The sequence below is a fragment of the Virgibacillus necropolis genome (assembly GCF_044793635.1).
In the GTDB taxonomy this organism is placed as follows: domain Bacteria; phylum Bacillota; class Bacilli; order Bacillales; family Amphibacillaceae; genus Virgibacillus_F; species Virgibacillus_F necropolis_A.
Genome location: NZ_CP084992.1, coordinates 465,923 through 480,793 on the forward strand (window position 1 = coordinate 465,923; position 14,871 = coordinate 480,793).

The window sequence follows — 14,871 nt, forward strand, 5'->3', positions numbered from 1 at the left end:
AAGCGGAACAAAAGTGAAATAGAACCGTGGACAAATACAATTTTTTTATTTTTCTTGTTCCATTTTTCTTAAATCATCTACTCTTTTTTTATCTGCTTTAAAATACTGCACCAATTCTCCAATCCGATCAATCGAATTCCAGCTTAAGTGATGCTCAATTCCTTCTACATCTTCATATATTTTATCTGCGTCCACCCCAATTATTTCCAAGAACTGTTCCAATAACTCATGGCGAAATACAAGACGCTCCCCAATTTTTTTGCCCTTAGGAGTAAGGATAAACCCACGATATTTCTCGTAATTTAGATACTCATCTTTGTCCAACTTTTGCACCATTTTTGTGACAGAGGAAGGATGAACAGCTAATTGCTCAGCAATATCTGAAACTCGCGCATACCCTTTTGATTCCATTAAGATATAAATTTGCTCTATGTAGTCTTCCATACTAGGTGTAGGCATGTGATCTCCTCATTTCAGTGAATAAATTTTTAGCGTGTGCAACATTGTTTCTTATAAAAAGGATACATGAATATGTATTTGTAAACAAGTGTTACGAAAAGCAAAGAACTAGCCAGTAACCGGGCTAGTTCTTTGTTTCGTGTTTTATAAACCACATTTCAATTGTGCACCACAATTTGTACATGTATTACATCCACCCATATCTTCTACACTACCCTTACGACAGACAGGACATGTATCTCCAACCTCAGACCCGATTGTTACATTCGTTTTTTCCAACTCATGAACGGTATCTACCAATACTACTTTTGGTTTTGTTGGTGCTGAAACCTCTTCGGTGTTATCTTCAAAGGAATTTTCTTCTGCTTTAAGTGTTAGTACCTGTGAATCACGGCTACCATCAACATAAACAGTCCCACCTTTAGCTCCGCCATTATACAATCTGCGGTATACATTTTCTACTTGATCAACTGTATAACCTCGTGGAGCGTTAACTGTTTTTGAGATTGAACTATCTACCCAGCGTTGAATTACACATTGTGTATCAGCATGCGCTTCTGGTGCTAATTCCATTGCCGTGATGAACCACTCAGGCAAATTCTCTGGATCTTGTCCAGGGTTATTTTCTAAATATTTTTGTAGAATATCTGCTTTTACCTCAATAAACTTACCTAGTCTACCACTACGGTAATATGTGAATGAGAAGTAAGGTTCTAGACCTGTAGAAACTCCAACCATTGTACCAGTACTCATTTTTGTTACTCTCTATTTAGAATAGAGGGTGGGATTATCAGTACCCACTCCCCATGTCGCCATGAGGATCAGACTATATCATCAACCATGTTTCTTTCTATGGTTGCTCGGCGTGTAGTCGTTGAGGGGTCAGCCACGACTTCCCTGCGGATTGTCTCCACCTTTCGATTTTTACTCCTATTAGCGCTGGCAAGGCACGAGTACGAAAGGATACTGAGGGTTTCCCGCATATAGCCAAGTTTACGCTACATCTTTGCAGACGTAGGGGGCAATAACTTTACCCGTTGGTGCAACAGTTAAAAGATGTGAATTCCGTATACCATATTTCACTATATCTTCTCTAATATCTTCTGGCATTTGTTTCATATACCCTGTATTTATAAAGGCGTTTCTTAACGATTTTGTTTCCATCTCAGTTTCTCCAACAAGAAATGGAAAACTGCCTTTTTCTTTTGCTAATTCAATCGAGGTACGATAAGCAGTTGTTGCAATTGTTTCAAAAATTTGATCTACTAAATCGTTTCCTTTTACTGAGCCATATTCGGTTTCACAGTAAATCAACAAATCATGTAATCCCATTACACCAAGTCCAACTCGGCGCTCACCAAGGGCTTGTTTTTTATTTTCTTCTAAGAAATATGGTGTTGCATCAATTACATTATCTTGCATCCTTACACCAGTACGAACAGTTTCAGTAAGTTTTTCAAAGTTGATTGATCTGGTATCTCGATCAGCCATTTCTGCTAAATTTACAGCGGCTAAATTACAAACGGAATATGGTGCTAGCGGTTGTTCACCACACGGATTAGTTGCTACAACCTGATCTCCATATGCTTTTGCATTCGTTTTTTCATTAGCATTATCAATGAAGAAGATTCCTGGCTCAGCTGAATATGTCGCGCAAATATTGATTAAGTTCCATAGTTCCTTGGCTTTAATCCGACGGTATACGCGAACGCCATAACCCATTTCTTCCCATTTACGAACATCACCGACATCATGCCAGTTCTCATTGTATTCTTTCATTTGTTCCTTGCTGTAATTTTCAACATCAGGAAAACGCAGCTCGTACATATCGTCATTATCAATTGCTGCCATTAATTCTTTAGTTAAGCAAATGGAGATGTTTGCACCCGTAAGAAATTCTGCATTATGGACGGAATACGTTCCGCCAGTATTTAATTTTTCCTGTGCTTCCCTAATAGCCGCTTGTGTGAAACCACCAAGTCCAGGAATGCTTTGATAGTTTACAATTCCCTGGTATAAATCCTTTTCTGTTTCAGTTAACGGGGTGAATTTAAGCTTTTCTTGTGCAAGCTGTTTTATTTGTTCATCCTCAGTGTTTTCGATTAGATATCGGAGAATTCTTGGATTCTGCATTTTTGAAATAATAAATTCAATAATGTCAGGGTGTGAATCTACTAACATTATCATTTGGGCCAATTTGTTACACTGATTCGTAAAATCAGTTCTCTAAGTCACCCTAGAGTTCAGACCATATCTTACACCTATTAAGTGTCCTCGCACTTCGAAATCACTTGATTTCTACTCTACTCACTTCCGTCTAAAAGACGTGCTTTCGATGGTCGTTGAACCTTCTCCCATACGGAGCTTGGCTGCTGATTGTCTTTATCCACATATTGTTTTTAAGCATTCACGCTTACCGTTTCCAGTTACGTTGTAGCCAACATGTCATAAAAGAGTTTCCAGCAATTCACGAGGTTTGTTTATAGACGAGGCACTTATACTATTTACCACGTCTTGATCCACCTTGCTCTACCAAATGAGTCAATTTAGCAATATCATCTAACCATGATACAGAACCTGATGATTTTCCATTAACACCTCTTGCAAGTGTATTTCGTGGGCGTAAGGTCGATCCATTCGTTCCTACTCCCCCACCTCGTGACATAATTTCCATCACTTGTTTTCGGTGGTCTGAGATACCCTCACGAGAATCCTTTATATACGGCATTACGTAACAATTAAAATACGTTACGTCCGTTTCAGCACCGGCACCGTAGAGAACTCGTCCAGCAGGAATAAAGTTTAGATTTGCTAATTCTTGATTAAATTTGTGAAACCATTCCTGCTGTTTTTCTTCTGTTTGTTCTACACTTGATAACCCTGATGCATTTCGTTTTGCAATTTGTTCATAAAATACTTCGAGTGGTTTGTCAATCACATCAAGCGAACGTTGTACGACTCCTGTAGCCGCTTCTGTTTCATTATCCAGTACCGAAACAAACTCCTCGTTCACTTGAATGTCAGCAAGCTTTTCGTTCCAATTAATTGACTTTACAATACCGAGCCCACGTGCAGGGAACTTTGGATCTGCTTTTACCGTTAGTACGACAAAGTCCCCTTCTTTTAACGTTTTTTTCTCTGTGTCCTTAAAGGCATATCGATCTAACATTACTAATCGTGATACACCTTTATGGGTTAATTTCATGTCCTCTGTTATCTGATGTACTTGTGGAAATGATTCAATATCTTTGTTTAGCTGGACAATATCAATCGTCTTGCTTTCTGCAACAGCAATCGACAACATCATCACTCCTTCTATATAAAATTGTTTTTGTCTAAATCTACTTTATCATATTCCATTCAAAAATAACAATATATAGTGTAGATGTTTTTAATCAAATACCATATATTGTGATTGGAACGAATAATTCTTGAAATGTCAATACTTGAAAATCAACGAAAAAAGCGTAATTATCGCGAAAATAAAAGATAACCACTAAAAAAAATACGAATTTAATCTTTTTTCACTGTTGCAATATTGTAAACCATGATTATTACTGGCACAGTTAACTTTAAGTAATTTCCAGTTAATTATGGACATTAGAAAAACACGGCATTTACCTTAACCTTAATAGCGAATGAGAAGTTCTACTTATACCAGCGTTTCCTAAAACGTCTATACTTTCCTTACGTACAAAAAATTCTTAAAAGAAATACTTTGAAAAATAGAGCTAACGACAATATAATAGAAGAAGTAGCAAAAGAGAAAATTGGGGGACAAAAGATGGAATTACAAATGATATTACTAATTGCAATGATTGTGGCAGTTATTGTCTTTGCTTTATTGCGATTTTCAAAACAACGAAAGTATTTAAAAACGTTGACAGAGGATCAATTTAGAGAAGGATATCGCAAAGCACAGTTAATAGATGTAAGAGAACCGCAGGAATTTAAAAAAGGCCATATTCTTGGCGCTCGCAATATTCCTGTTACACAATTGAAGCAGCGACTAGTAGAAATCAGAAAAGATAAGCCTGTTTATCTTTATTGTCAAAGTGGTTCACGATCTGCTAGGGCAGCACTTCTTCTTAACAAAAAAGGCTACGAGGATTTAAACCAGCTAAAAGGCGGATTTAAACGTTGGACTGGAAAAGTTAAATATTAATAAGTAGAAGGAGCTGAAACATTTTGTTTCAGCTCCTTCTCTATCTTACTTATAATATCTTAAAATTGGTTTTCTTGCTGCTGTTGTTTCATCCATACGTTTTACGATTGTTGTATGTGGAGCATCCTGAACCTTTTCAGGGTCATTTTTAGCTTCCTCAGATATAGCAATCATTGTATCTATGAAACCATCTAACGTTTCTTTGGACTCTGTTTCTGTAGGTTCTACCATCAATCCCTCTTCCACATTCAATGGGAAATAGATTGTTGGTGGGTGGTAGCCATAATCCAATAAGCGCTTCGCAACATCTAATGTCCGAACACCTAATTTCTTTTGCCTTTTTCCAGATAAAACAAATTCATGCTTACAATGCTGTGGATATGGTAGATCAAACTCTTTCTCCAATTTACGCATCATATAATTAGCATTTAATACCGCATATTCACTAACTTTCTTCAAACCTTCCGCGCCCATTGTGCGAATGTACGTATAAGCTCGTAAATTAATACCAAAGTTACCGTAATAAGGTTTAACGCGTCCAATAGAATTCGGACGATCGTATTCAAATTTATAGCCATCTTCGCCTTTTACAAGTAATGGTTTTGGTAAATAAGGCTCAAGCTCTTTTGACACACCAACAGGACCTGACCCAGGGCCACCTCCACCGTGGGGACCAGTGAATGTTTTATGCAAGTTTAAATGGACAACATCAAAGCCCATATCTCCTGGGCGGGTATATCCCATGATCGCATTTAAGTTTGCACCATCGTAATATAATTTCCCACCGGCTTCATGGACAATTTTAGCCATTTCTAAAATTTCCGTTTCAAATAAACCAAGTGTATTTGGATTTGTAAGCATTAATGCTGCAGTGTCTTTGCCGACAACACGTTTCAGATCCTCTAAATCTACTATTCCTTTTTCATTTGATTTAACTGTAACAGCTTCAAAACCAGCGACAGTTGCAGAAGCAGGATTAGTTCCATGAGCTGAATCCGGAACAATTACTTTTGTTCTCTCAGTATCGCCATTTGCTTCATGAAGTGCACGGATCATCATTAATCCGGTCCATTCTCCTTGTGCACCAGCTGCAGGCTGCAGGGATACTTCATGCATGCCAGTAATTTCTTTAAGTGATGTTTGTAAATCGTACAACATTTCTAAAGCACCTTGAACAGTTTTCGGATCTTGATATGGATGAATATGACTAAATCCATCAAGACGTGCTACATCTTCATTAATTTTAGGATTGTATTTCATCGTACATGACCCCAGCGGATAGAAGCCTGAATCTACTCCATAATTCCGTCTTGATAATCCTGTATAATGACGCATTATTTCAAGCTCACTAACCTCAGGTAAGTCTGGTGCTTCCGTTCTTATATACGCATCATCCAATCCTTCGTTAATGTCTAATTCTGGGACATCTAAATCCGGTAAACTATAGCTAGTTCTGCCTTCTTTACTTCGTTCAAATATGATTGGAAAGTTTTCGTTAGCCATGAATATCCCCCAGTTCTTTAACAAAAGCATCAATTTCTGCTTTTGAACGTATTTCCGTTACCGCAATTAACATGTGACCTTTTAGCTCTGGATATGCTTGTTCTAAATCATATCCACCAATAATTCCTTTTTGGAAAAGTGTTTGATTGATGTCAGAAATTGAACCATTTAATTTAACAACAATTTCATTGAAGAATGGACCATCTGTAACAACAGAGATACCCGCTTCCTGTAGTTGTTGCTTTGCATAACGCGCTTTTTGCATATTAAGTTTTGCCATTTTTTTAATCCCGTGTTTACCAATAGAGCTCATTGCAACTGAACTTGCGAGTGCATTTAATGCTTGGTTTGAACAAATATTGGATGTTGCTTTATCACGTCTAATATGTTGTTCCCGGGCTTGTAGTGTTAGTACGAATCCGCGCTGACCATCTTCGTCTTTTGTTTGACCGATTAAACGTCCAGGCACTTTACGCATTAACTTTGCAGTTGTGGCAAAATATCCGCAATGTGGCCCACCGAATTGAGCTGGAATTCCAAATACCTGTGTATCGCCAACAACGATATCTGCACCGAATTCACCTGGAGGAGTCAGGTACCCTAAAGCAAGTGGATTACTTGATGTAATAAGCATTGCTTTCTTCTGATTACTTACTAATTCATTAATTTGTTGTAATGGTTCAATTTGACCAAAAAAGTTTGGATATTGAACAACAACACTAGCAGTATCTTCATCTAGTTCACTAGCCAATTGATCCAAATCCGTTAAGCCATTTTTATGTCCAATTTCAACGATTTCCAAATTTGGTCCTTTTGCGTAGGAGTCGATTACAGCTCTTGATTCAGGATGAACAGCTTTTGATACAAGAATTTTTTTCTTTTTTGTTGTTGCAGCACTTAAATTTACCGCTTCCGCTAGTGCTGTTCCACCATCATACATGGAGGAATTTGCTACTGGCATTCCAGTCAATTCGCTAATCATTGTTTGGAATTCAAATATCGCTTGAAGTTCCCCTTGTGATATTTCTGGCTGATAAGGTGTATATGCAGTATAAAATTCTGAACGTGAAATAACATGGTCAACAACTGATGGAATATAATGATCATAAACACCCGCACCAAGGAACGAGCTATATTCCGTTAAATTAGCATTTTTATTTGCCATTGCTGACAGTTCTCTTTTTAACTCGACTTCACTTGTCGGTGCCTTTAAATCTAAGTCTTTATCCAAACGAACTTGTTTTGGTATGTCGGAAAATAACTCCTCAGTGGAATCGACACCTATTGTAGCTAGCATTTCTTTCTTATCTGCTTCTGTCATCGGTAGATAACGAAATTCCATTACAATCCCTCCCTATTTTGCGCGACTATAAAATGGCGTTTTAACCACTTTTGCCATTAATTTTCGCTTACGAACCTGTACAATTACCTCAGTTCCTTCTTCGGCAAACTCACTTTTAATTAGTACTAACCCTACGTTTTTATTTAATGTTGGGGATTGGGTACCAGACGTAACAAACCCAACTTCCTCTTCTCCAACAAAAACTTCATAACCATGACGCGGAATTCCCTTATCAATCATTTCAATACCAACAAGCTTTCGTTCAGCGCCATTTTCCACTTGGTCTCTAAGCACACTTTTCCCAATAAAATCAGCTTGCTTTTTAACTTTTACTGCAAAACCAAGTCCTGCTTCAATTGGTGTGATAGATTTTGATAATTCTTGACCGTATAACGCTAAGTTCGCTTCGAAGCGTAATGTATCACGTGCACCAAGTCCAATAGGCTCTAGACCTTTTTCCTTGCCTGCTTCTAAAATCAACCTCCATAAATCAACACCGCTTGCTGCGTCAATATAAATTTCGAAACCATCTTCTCCGGTATAGCCTGTTCTGGAAACAATTGATCCAGCCTCTAAGCCTGCAAAATATACAGGATTTTCAAATCGGAAAAACCTTATTTCACTAAGATCCGTTTCTGTTAAAGTTTGTAAAATTTCTTCTGCTTTAGGACCCTGTAACGCAACCTGTACATAATCTTTCGAGACATTATCAATCGTTACATTTTCTTTATTTTGTTCTTTTATCCATTCAAAATCTTTTTCCGTATTTGCTGCATTTACGACTAATAAATATTTATTTTCTTCAAGCATGTAAACAATTAAATCATCAACTGTGCCACCATTTTCATAGCACATAATGTTATATTGCGCACGCTTCGGAGTTAACTTTGATATATCATTTGTCAGTAGACGCTGCAAAAAGTCTAAACAGTGCTCTCCCTGGACGATAATTTCCCCCATATGTGATACATCAAATAAACCAGCTTTTGTTCGTGTTACCTCATGTTCATGCTTAATGCCAGAAAACTGTACCGGTAAATCCCATCCACCAAAGTCAACGGTTTTTGCTCCGGATTCCTTATAAACAGGAAATAATGGTGTTTGTTTTATCTCACTCATCTGATCCACTCCCTTTTTAGCCATAAAAAAATAGAGATTTCACTGATACAATGAAATCTCTGTCCTTTAACCAGAAAGTTGCGCATTCCGCTGAATAATCATCCAGAAAAAATGCTTGCTTCGTTGGTGGCTCACTTTAAAGTAAACGCTCTCCAGAGGTGCGTCCTACAAGAGTTCTTTTTGCCTGAGAGATTCACATTAGTTTGCTCCTTCGGCGTTACTAATCGCTATTCGCTTTTAGTAAACTCTCCCCTTGTATTCATTCGCTTTATGAAAAAAGTATTAATTGGTTATACTATGTACCATTACTCGCGAAAAATCTATTTATTTTTCTTCATTATAGCATATAATAACGCTGTTTAAATACTAAAATTTTAAATGAAAATGACAACTTATGACAAAGGAAGATAAATCATGGAATCTATACATATCGAAAAAGATAATTCTTTTATAAAAGACTTACATAATACTGTTGAACAAAATGGCCCTTTTTCCACCTGGGAACTATTTCAAATGGCTTATCAGGCTGAATTAACAACGATGACACCAACATTCAACGAATTGCGCTCACTAGAATATGTACCACATGTAAAGTTTCTCCCACATCAACTTGACTGTGCAAAACAAGTGATTGAACACATGAATGGAAGAGCGATATTGGCTGATGAGGTTGGTTTAGGAAAAACAATTGAAGCAGGCCTAATACTCAAGGAATATATGGTACGTGGGTTAATTAAGAAAGTCCTTATTCTTGTTCCTGCGTCACTTGTCAATCAGTGGGTACAGGAATTAAACGATAAATTTTATATTCAGGCAGTATCCTTCCGAAAGAATTATGCGTGGGATCAATGTGATATCATTGTTTCCTCTATTGATACGGCAAAGCGAGATCAACATCGCGAGAAAATTTCTGAACTAAATTTTGACTTTATTTTGATTGATGAGGCACATAAATTAAAAAACCATAAAACACAAAACTATGAATTTGTTAGGTCCTTAAAGAAAAAATATTGTCTTTTACTAACTGCGACACCTGTACAAAATAAACTATCTGATATTTTTAATTTGGTTTCGATATTAAAACCAGGTTACTTAGGAAATTATGAAGAATTTTTACAACGTTATGGTACTGATCGAAAGAAAATTAAACAGGATAAGTATTTAAAACAGTTAGTACAACACGTAATGGTAAGAAATACGAGAACAAATACAGAATTAAATACGGTTAAACGTCATATTGATACAATTTGGGTTACTTTTTCAGATGAAGAGCGAGCGGTATACGATCAATTAGACAATTTAACTGCACAATTAGCAGGTTTTACGAAAATAACTTTACAGAGAGAACTTTGCTCGTCAAGGGAAGCTTGTTATTTATCCATGAAAAAAATGCAGGAAAAGTCCACTGAGATAACTGGTTTTGACCCGCTTCTCACAGAAATAGAGCAACTACCCAACCATAGTAAGGCACTAAAATTAGTAGAACTTGTTAAGGGGTTAGGTGACGAGAAGGTAATTATTTTTACAGAATATCGCTCGACTCAGCTCTTTTTGCAATGGACTCTACAACAACACGGTATAACATCCGTTCCATTTAGGGGTGGATTTAAACGCGGGAAAAAAGACTGGATGAAACAATTATTTCAGAATCATGCTCAAGTATTAATTGCAACTGAAGCTGGCGGTGAAGGAATAAACCTGCAGTTCTGCCATCATTTAATCAATTATGACTTGCCATGGAATCCCATGCGCCTAGAGCAACGTATTGGACGAATCCATCGTTATGGTCAGGAAAATGATGTTTTTATTTACAATTTAGCAATTAAAAACACCGTAGAAGAACATATTATGAGTTTGTTATATGAAAAGATTAATTTATTTGAACGTGTAATTGGGAATTTGGATGCTATTCTTGCTGAGTTAAATATTAAGGATATGGAAGATGAAATACAAACAATCTTTGCAGAATCATCCTCTGCGGGTGAAACAAGAATCAAACTAAATAACCTTTCTTCTATTATCGAAAGCTCATCAGAATACACGGAAAGTGAGGAACAACAATATGGCAATTGAGAACTTAAATAATTTCCTACATGACTATTTCCAAGCACACCATTGCCATATACAAAACAACAAAGATGGTGTATTACAAGTAAAATTAACAGAGGAAATAGATAAGGAATTGATGAATAGGCCCTTTTATTGGCACTATATAAACAAAATGGGAAGACAAGGTGACACGACTACTCTCAATCTAATTACAAACCCTGATAAGCGTGATGAAAAAGGAGACTGGATCCATTTTGGCAGTCCACGTTTACAGCAAATTTTAAGAAGTCTTGTTGTTAATGAACGGTATACAAGGCTTTTTCAATCAGAACAATCAACGACAAAGACTGCTTTATATCCGTGGTTGGTCGTCAATATTAAAATTAGTTATCAAGGTAAGCAAAATAAGGATGAGATTATATCGCTTGGTCTACATTTAATCAAGGGACTAATGTATAAAGATATGATGGATTTATTGGGAAATGTAACACTTAAACCTAGCATTGACGATTATTGTTATACCATTGCACCAATTATTAAAATGGAAAGCGGGTTTCATCGAATAGAAAATGTACTGAATGACTATATCAACAACCAGACGCACGACTGGGCAGATGAATCGTTACAAACTCTTAAGGATGAAATAACACTGATTGAGCATTTTTATACAAGTAGTGCAGATGACGAAACAAATCATGAACACATGCAAAGGGAAATAGATGACATGAAAGAACGTTATACTCCAAAGGTGACCTATAAAGTAATTAATGGAGGAATTTTTTATTTAACCGATAATTTTTAAAAGCTGTTTTCCCAAAGATTGCTGCTTTTAAAGAAAATAGATATATACTACGACGTAACTTCTAGATCTGTATTACTGATAATGAAAAAAAGTTACTAAGGCAACCGCAGCCCGTATACACTTCGCTTTCCGCGGGCGGCTGGTGAGCCTACTTGTGCTAGCGCACTGCGTAGTCTCACCGATGCCTGTCCTCCCGCAGGAGTCTACGTGTATACGGGCTGCTGGTATAATAGTTGCCAATAACAGCATTCATTAGTTGAAAGAAATGTCAAAGAATTCTTACGTAAATAGCTTTACCAGTCCAGCATCGTTCCGGGCGGTGACTCCTGCGGGAACAGCACGCGTCCGAAGACCCCGCAGAGTGATTTTCTCGAGGAGGCTAAGGCCGTGCCCGCGGAAAGCATCCGCCCGGAGCGATCCTGGACGGCAACAATAGCACATGTCTTTGGGAATAAACCTAAAGTTACTTCACAGTTTATATCAACTATGACGATGAAAAGCAACAATGCGTACGAAAAGAGCTTTTTTTAAAGACCATAAAAAAAGAATTAGTAGGCTGCATGTAAAACAGCTTACTAATTCGCTTTCTTCCATAACATTTTCATGGCAAAGGGTACCATCCCCAACCACCGATTTGAGAGAGCATCCCGCTCTTTATGTTTTTTTCGTCGTGATTTTTTCTCATCAGTGGATAAATCCATATAGGCGATGATTTGACCTGTCATATATTTTATATAATCATTTCCACTCATGTGGATCACCTCTTACGTCTAGTATGGCTCGTATGATGTCTTTTATTCACTCACTATGTAGCTTCTAACCTCAGCAACAATATCATCAAGTGATTTATCATCCGTTAACACAGTTATGTCTGCACAAGAGCGATATAAATCTAAACGTTCTTCAAATAGTTGTTTCTGTTTTTGCTTATTTTGATTCCATAATGGGCGTGATAAATCCGTTTTCAAGCGATTGTCAATTTTTTCAAAGGAGGTTGCTAAATATACGATAATACCTGTATCCTTCATTTGTTCAACATTGTTATGGTTCTTAATAATACCGCCACCAGTAGAAACAACACAATTATTATAAGGTATCTCACGTAATTCAACTGATTCATATGAACGAAATGCACTTTCCCCTTCTTCTGAAAAAATAGTAGCAATTGTTTTATTATATTTTGCCTCGACTGCTGCATCAGTATCTACATAATTACAGTTTAAAGTAACACTTAAACATCTACCTACAGAACTTTTTCCACTTCCCATAAAACCAATTAAATATATATTTTTCATTTATTTCACTCCCTTAGAAATTTTTTTACAAAAAAAGAAGGAATTCCCCAAACTATGTCGAATATAGTAATTTGTTGCGAAATAATAAGGAGGTGATACTTCATTGAACACCGCAGCTGACCTCTCTGAAAGACTGCTTCTATCTTCTTTTCAAGCATTTGCATCTGACATTCATTTCTACCCATTTCCAAATCACACAGATATTTATTTTCGAATTCACGGTAAACGAGTTTTCCATCGAAGCATTCATGCATCCCAATATCAGTTATTACTCACCTATTATAAATTTACATCCGGAATGGATATTGGAGAAATTCGTAAACCACAAAATGGAATTATTACGTATAGTGTTCAATCCCAACATTATGCACTTCGGTTATCTACACTTCCTGTTAACCACATGGAAAGCCTCGCAATTAGAATTTTACCACAAGATGAAATTTTAACCTTAGAACAACTTTTTCTTTTTCCTTATCAACTTAAAATGTTAAGAGAATGGATTAAAAACCGTTCAGGTATCATTTTGTTCACTGGCCCAACAGGAAGTGGCAAGACAACCACATTATACGCATTACTCCAAACTATCCTTGCAGAAGAATCGTATCAAACCATCACATTAGAAGATCCAGTTGAAAAAGAAATTTCGAATATTTTACAGGTACAGGTAAATGAAAAAGCCGGAATCACTTATCAGGCTGGATTAAAGGCCGCATTAAGACATGATCCAGATATCATTATGGTTGGAGAAATTCGCGATAAGGAAACTGCCAAATTTGCCTTTGACGCATCACTCACTGGACATTTAGTACTTAGTACCCTGCATGCCAAAAATGCAGAAGGAACAATCCACCGCTTGCTTGAGATGGGTCTAAAAATTACTGATCTACAACAGTCCCTTATCGCAGTAGCCGCGTTACAGCTCATACCAATTCAACTGAATCGAACCATTTCCAGGAGAGCTGCAATTCTGGAATTATTAGATGGTCACATACTTAAGAGTGCTTTACAAGGGCATGACGTGAAAAAGATATCCACGTTCCAATCCTTTGAGAATCTAAGGAGGAAGGCATATATGTATGGATTTATATCAAAAGAACTATTTAACACCATCTAAACGACACAAACTGAAAAACGAAATCCAATTACTGTACCTATCACGCCTCCTGCGACTTCTTAAAACTGGCTACAGTTTACTTGATGCGCTAGAAGTTATGAAATGGGATAAACAAATGATTGGACCAACATCAATCATCGTTCATTCTCTAAAGAATGGAAATACCCTGGACGAAGCATTCAAAGAAGCTACATTTAACCCAACAATAACAACTTATTTATATTTCGTCCGAGCGAATGGTGATATTCAAGCAAGTATAGAAAAGTGTATGGAAATGTTTCAACAACGAATTGAATTTACTTCCAAATTCCAACAAACGATTCGTTACCCTCTTATACTCCTTACCATATTTTCAATACTGCTTTATTTCATTAAACATTCCATCCTCCCTTCCTTTGCTGACCTATTTTCTGCTAACTCTGTTACATCATCAACCGTAACATTATCACTTGGAGCTATTAATGTATTTGGATCATTTATATGGATAAGCATAATTGTTATATGTGTTTCCTTAATTATCTGGAAAATTATTAGTCATAAAATCAGCGTACAGAGGCAGATCAGGTTATATCGACACATACCTATTTATCGAAGCTACAAGCGAATACAAACCTCTTTCTTGTTCGCAACACATTTCAGCTCCTTGTTAAAAACTGGCATATCGATTAAAGATATTCTTACAATCATGTCCAACCAAACACAGCTCCCTATTCTATCGTATTATTCCATGTTAATGACTAGCGAGTTAAATAAGGGAAACCACATTAATCATTTATTATCGCAAGCATTTTTATTAGAAGAACAAATCGCCCATATATTTCAAAAAAACGCGGATACACATGCATTAGAACAAGACTTAAAGGTTTATGCAGGTATTATCACAGAAGAACTTCATCGAAAATTAACAAAAGCAATTACGTTTATACAACCAGTGTTTTTTGTACTACTGGCTGGTTTCATTGTATTAATTTACACCACGCTAATGTGGCCAATGTTTCAATTAATCAAAACGATTTAATGGAG

At 36.7% G+C, this 14,871-nt stretch carries 11 protein-coding genes, 3 pseudogenes and 1 riboswitch; of the genes and pseudogenes, 5 read left to right on the forward strand and 9 right to left on the reverse strand.

Annotated elements, in window-relative coordinates; all coding sequences use genetic code 11:
• Positions 1-45 precede the first annotated feature (45 nt).
• From mntR to LG329_RS02395, 4 genes and pseudogenes are all read right to left on the reverse strand, one after another.
• Positions 46-459 carry a transcriptional regulator MntR gene (mntR, locus tag LG329_RS02380; RefSeq protein WP_404452991.1) on the reverse strand — a complete coding sequence of 138 codons (414 nt, stop codon included), beginning with the start codon at positions 457-459 and terminating at the stop codon, positions 46-48.
• A 144-nt stretch (positions 460-603) separates the two neighbouring features.
• A pseudogene (locus LG329_RS02385) lies at positions 604-1,209 on the reverse strand (ribonucleotide-diphosphate reductase subunit alpha); the annotation flags it as partial.
• A 282-nt stretch (positions 1,210-1,491) separates the two neighbouring features.
• A pseudogene (locus LG329_RS02390) lies at positions 1,492-2,652 on the reverse strand (ribonucleotide-diphosphate reductase subunit alpha); the annotation flags it as partial.
• Between the two features lie 313 nt (positions 2,653-2,965).
• A pseudogene (locus LG329_RS02395) lies at positions 2,966-3,763 on the reverse strand (ribonucleotide reductase N-terminal alpha domain-containing protein); the annotation flags it as partial.
• Between the two features lie 492 nt (positions 3,764-4,255).
• Here LG329_RS02395 and LG329_RS02400 point away from each other — a divergent pair.
• Positions 4,256-4,624: a rhodanese-like domain-containing protein gene (locus LG329_RS02400; protein ID WP_404456380.1), complete on the forward strand. Its 369-nt coding sequence runs from the start codon at positions 4,256-4,258 to the stop codon at positions 4,622-4,624.
• Positions 4,625-4,669: 45 nt separating this feature from the next.
• Here the strand turns inward: LG329_RS02400 and gcvPB are convergent, their stop codons facing one another.
• Genes gcvPB through gcvT form a run of 3 tightly spaced genes read right to left on the reverse strand, consistent with a single transcriptional unit; the run spans position 4,670 to position 8,588 of the window.
• Positions 4,670-6,127 carry an aminomethyl-transferring glycine dehydrogenase subunit GcvPB gene (gcvPB, locus tag LG329_RS02405; protein ID WP_404452992.1) on the reverse strand — a complete coding sequence of 486 codons (1,458 nt, stop codon included), beginning with the start codon at positions 6,125-6,127 and terminating at the stop codon, positions 4,670-4,672.
• Positions 6,120-7,469 carry an aminomethyl-transferring glycine dehydrogenase subunit GcvPA gene (gene gcvPA / locus LG329_RS02410; RefSeq protein ID WP_404452993.1) on the reverse strand — a complete coding sequence of 450 codons (1,350 nt, stop codon included), beginning with the start codon at positions 7,467-7,469 and terminating at the stop codon, positions 6,120-6,122. Before gcvPA ends, gcvPB begins: the two co-directional genes overlap by 8 nt.
• A 12-nt stretch (positions 7,470-7,481) precedes the next feature.
• Entirely contained in the window at positions 7,482-8,588 is a 1,107-nt protein-coding gene (gcvT, locus tag LG329_RS02415) for a glycine cleavage system aminomethyltransferase GcvT (protein WP_404452994.1), read from the reverse strand.
• A 161-nt stretch (positions 8,589-8,749) separates the two neighbouring features.
• Positions 8,750-8,851, reverse strand: a riboswitch (glycine riboswitch).
• 151 nt (positions 8,852-9,002) lie between these two features.
• On the opposite strand from gcvT, the gene LG329_RS02420 reads away from it, so the two are divergent.
• Both LG329_RS02420 and LG329_RS02425 read left to right on the forward strand, forming a co-directional pair.
• Complete coding sequence (locus LG329_RS02420) at positions 9,003-10,661, forward strand: DEAD/DEAH box helicase (protein ID WP_404452995.1); 1,659 nt, start codon at positions 9,003-9,005, stop codon at positions 10,659-10,661.
• A complete protein-coding gene (locus tag LG329_RS02425; protein ID WP_404452996.1) occupies positions 10,651-11,439 on the forward strand; it encodes a YqhG family protein in 789 nt (262 codons plus the stop codon). The genes LG329_RS02420 and LG329_RS02425 overlap by 11 nt, the downstream gene beginning before the upstream one ends.
• Positions 11,440-12,014: 575 nt before the next feature.
• On the opposite strand, the gene LG329_RS02430 is transcribed toward LG329_RS02425, so the two are convergent.
• Positions 12,015-12,191, reverse strand: a complete 177-nt coding sequence (locus tag LG329_RS02430; protein ID WP_404452997.1) for a YqzE family protein — start codon at positions 12,189-12,191, stop codon at positions 12,015-12,017.
• Positions 12,192-12,233: 42 nt separating this feature from the next.
• A complete protein-coding gene (locus LG329_RS02435) occupies positions 12,234-12,734 on the reverse strand; it encodes a shikimate kinase (RefSeq protein WP_404452998.1) in 501 nt (166 codons plus the stop codon).
• A gap of 103 nt (positions 12,735-12,837) precedes the next feature.
• Between LG329_RS02435 and comGA the strand changes: the two genes are divergently transcribed.
• Together comGA and comGB are read left to right on the forward strand one after the other, a co-directional pair.
• Positions 12,838-13,848 carry a competence type IV pilus ATPase ComGA gene (comGA, locus tag LG329_RS02440; protein ID WP_404452999.1) on the forward strand — a complete coding sequence of 337 codons (1,011 nt, stop codon included), beginning with the start codon at positions 12,838-12,840 and terminating at the stop codon, positions 13,846-13,848.
• Positions 13,811-14,866: a competence type IV pilus assembly protein ComGB gene (comGB, locus tag LG329_RS02445; RefSeq protein ID WP_404453000.1), complete on the forward strand. Its 1,056-nt coding sequence runs from the start codon at positions 13,811-13,813 to the stop codon at positions 14,864-14,866. Before comGA ends, comGB begins: the two co-directional genes overlap by 38 nt.
• Positions 14,867-14,871 lie beyond the last annotated feature (5 nt).

Excerpts from the sequence above, each read along its gene's own strand:
- mntR (WP_404452991.1), bottom strand. The coding sequence starts at position 459 with ATGCCTACACCTAGTATGGAAGACTACATAGAGCAAATTTATATCTTA.
- LG329_RS02400 (WP_404456380.1), top strand. The coding sequence starts at position 4,256 with ATGATATTACTAATTGCAATGATTGTGGCAGTTATTGTCTTTGCTTTA.
- gcvPB (WP_404452992.1), bottom strand. The coding sequence starts at position 6,127 with ATGGCTAACGAAAACTTTCCAATCATATTTGAACGAAGTAAAGAAGGC.
- gcvPA (WP_404452993.1), bottom strand. The coding sequence starts at position 7,469 with ATGGAATTTCGTTATCTACCGATGACAGAAGCAGATAAGAAAGAAATG.
- gcvT (WP_404452994.1), bottom strand. The coding sequence starts at position 8,588 with ATGAGTGAGATAAAACAAACACCATTATTTCCTGTTTATAAGGAATCC.
- LG329_RS02420 (WP_404452995.1), top strand. The coding sequence starts at position 9,003 with ATGGAATCTATACATATCGAAAAAGATAATTCTTTTATAAAAGACTTA.
- LG329_RS02425 (WP_404452996.1), top strand. The coding sequence starts at position 10,651 with ATGGCAATTGAGAACTTAAATAATTTCCTACATGACTATTTCCAAGCA.
- LG329_RS02430 (WP_404452997.1), bottom strand. The coding sequence starts at position 12,191 with ATGAGTGGAAATGATTATATAAAATATATGACAGGTCAAATCATCGCC.
- LG329_RS02435 (WP_404452998.1), bottom strand. The coding sequence starts at position 12,734 with ATGAAAAATATATATTTAATTGGTTTTATGGGAAGTGGAAAAAGTTCT.
- comGB (WP_404453000.1), top strand. The coding sequence starts at position 13,811 with ATGGATTTATATCAAAAGAACTATTTAACACCATCTAAACGACACAAA.